The sequence below is a fragment of the Streptomyces aculeolatus genome (genome assembly GCF_020400605.1).
Classification (GTDB): domain Bacteria; phylum Actinomycetota; class Actinomycetes; order Streptomycetales; family Streptomycetaceae; genus Streptomyces; species Streptomyces aculeolatus.
The window spans coordinates 1-2,527 of record NZ_JAINRD010000062.1; the positions used below are offsets into that span (position 1 = coordinate 1).

Sequence of the window (2,527 nt, forward strand, 5' to 3'; positions counted from 1 at the left end):
AGGAGGCGGCGGGCGGGGCCGGCGCGGTCAGGTCGAGCCGCCAGACGGCCTCGTCGTCGTGGACGAGGTCCGTACGCTCCAGCCCCGCCGACGCCGCCACCGCGGCGGAGGCGTGGTGGCCGGGGTGGACGTGCGCGACGACGGCCCGCAGCGGCAGCCGCCGCAGCCGCGCGACGAGCGCCCGGGCGGCTTCGCCGGCGAGGCCGCGCCCCTGCCACGGGGTCCCCACCACCCAGGCGACCTCGGCGACGCCGTCCCGGATCGTCACCTGTACGTATCCGCAGAGGCTGCCGTCCGCCCGTAGCCGCAGCACCCAGTTCCCCCACACGGTGCCGCCGTCGGGCGCCCCGGCGGCCAGCCGGGCGTACCGCGTGCGGAGCTGGCCGAGGGCGGGCGGCGAGCCGCCGGTGAACGTGTACAGCGCGGGGTCGGCCAGCACGCCGGCCATGGCGTCGGCGTGCTCGACGCGCAGGGGGAGCAGGTCGAGCCGCGCGGTGCGGATCGTCTCGCCGACGGCGTCGGCCGCTTCGGTGTCCGTCACAACCCCCGGGGATGCGGATGCGGGGAGAGGGCCGGACGTCCGGCCCCGTCCCGCATGCGGCGGGTCCCGGCCCGCGGCGGGAGCCCGGGCCGTCCCCGGGAGACGGTACTGCAAGGGCGCCGCGGGCGCTCAGTCCCGGACGTCCCCCTTGATGTGCCGCTGCACGAACTCGTGGGCCATGTCGCCGAACTGCGTACCGAACCTGATGGACCGCTCGGTCGTCGTCTTGAAGTGCACGCCTCCCCACACCCGGCTCATGGCGCAGTCGTCGACGAAGTCCGTCCAGGTGCGGTAGCGCAGTTCGATGTCCTTGGCGGGGACGAGCCCCGGCTCCGTCAGTCCCGAGCCGGCGGGGACGGGCCAGGTCCAGTCCAGGACGTCGGAGCGGAGGTAGCGCCGCGCCGCCTGGGCCTCGGCGGCGCACAGCGTGGTGGAGCCGGAGGGGTAGTCGGGGTGGTCGCCCACGGGCAGATAGCTGGCCCACTCGTCCGCGCGCACGCGGACCGTCCCCTTGCCGGGGCCGCCCCATGCGGACACCTTGCGGCTGCCGTAGACGTGCCCGACGGCGCTGAACGGCCGCACGGCGTCGTACCTCGCCTTCTGGTGCCAGGCGGCGATCAGGTCGTCGAACTGGGCTACGGAGGCGGTGAAGAACAGGTGGACCCAGCCGTCCAGGTCCAGGTCGTGGGAGACCGCCGCGGCGTACGTCGACTGGCCGATCCCCAGGAACTTGTTGTCGAAGAACTCCGCCTTCGCCTTCTGCTCGTCGGTGAGCCCGGCCGACGCCTCCAGGATCTCGTCCACCGACCGCTTGTAGCGGCGGCGGTCGGTGTGGTCGGTGTGGTCGGGCGGGACGAGCCGGAAGCGGGCCGGGTCCCGGAAGGTATGGGCCTTGACCAGCCGCAGCTGCGGGGTGACGAACCGCTGGGTGACCCAGACGGCCTTGTCGCCGGGCCCGCCGCCGACGCGCCGGCGGTGGGGGTGGATCGCCGGCTGCCAGCGGGAGGGGTTGGTCAGCTCGTCGGGACGGTTCACGGACCGGTAGCCCGTGTAGTCGGCGTAGGGCCGGCCGTTGAAGGTGCGGCCCACGTCACCGAGGTGGTTCATGCCGTCGTGCAGGCGGGCCTTGACGATCGCCTTGCCGGCCGTGTTGCCGATGCCGACCGGGGTGGTCAGGTCCGCGGACTCGTCGTCGGGGTCCAGGCCGAGCGTGGTCATCAACTCGCGCATGCCCTGCAACTGCTCCGGGTCCAGGCCCTTGCGCACCTGGTACCAGGCGTGCAGGCCGGCGATGTTCTTGTTCCTGTTGGTGGCGGCTTCGCGGGCGGGGCGGCGGGGGATGCGGGAGTGCACGCCGACCGCGGTCGGGTGGTAGGGCGCCAGTGCGTCGAACCACGAGGTCTGCAGCGCGTGGGTGGTCCAGATCAGGATGGACGCGTCCATGGGCCCGAAGACCCCCGCGTCCGGCGTACCGGCCGCCCTGGGGACCAGGTCCCGGATGAAGTTGCCCGTGTCGAAGTCGAATTCGTCGGACGGCTCGGCCGGGCGGCCGGGCCGGCCGGCCGCGGCCGCACCGCTGTGTCCCCAGGCGGCCAGCGCCGCGGCCGATACGCCGCCGAGCACCACCGACCTGCGCCGCGGTCCCGGGCCGGAGACGGGGGAGGGTCCGGATATCGTCATGGGCTGTATCCCCTATCTCTGTCATTTCTGGGCACGCGGGTGTCCTGCGTTGCGGGGCGGGACCCCTGCCGGCAGGTCGCGCCAGAGGCTAACCGGCGCTCCTCGTGATCCGCTGGTGGATCGCTAGGGCCTGTGTCGAAAGTCCCGCCTGCGCCGCGACGCCTGGCACGGCACCTCGCCGCGTTGTCGGGATCGACCGAATACAGCCCGGTATGCGGTCGACCCTCCGCCTTGCGATGCACCGCACCAGACGCCGCGGCGCCCGCCCTGCGGGCGGACGACGGGACCTTCGACACAGGCCGTAGT

At 73.7% G+C, this 2,527-nt stretch carries 2 protein-coding genes; both read right to left on the reverse strand.

The features are described from left to right. A partial coding sequence (locus tag LG396_RS38685; protein ID WP_225798292.1) for a GNAT family N-acetyltransferase occupies positions 1-541 on the reverse strand: 541 nt, incomplete at its 3' end. Positions 542-670: 129 nt separating this feature from the next. Further along, positions 671-2,221, reverse strand: a complete 1,551-nt coding sequence (locus LG396_RS38690) for a DUF6851 domain-containing protein (RefSeq protein WP_225798293.1) — start codon at positions 2,219-2,221, stop codon at positions 671-673. Between the last annotated feature and the right edge of the window lie 306 nt (positions 2,222-2,527).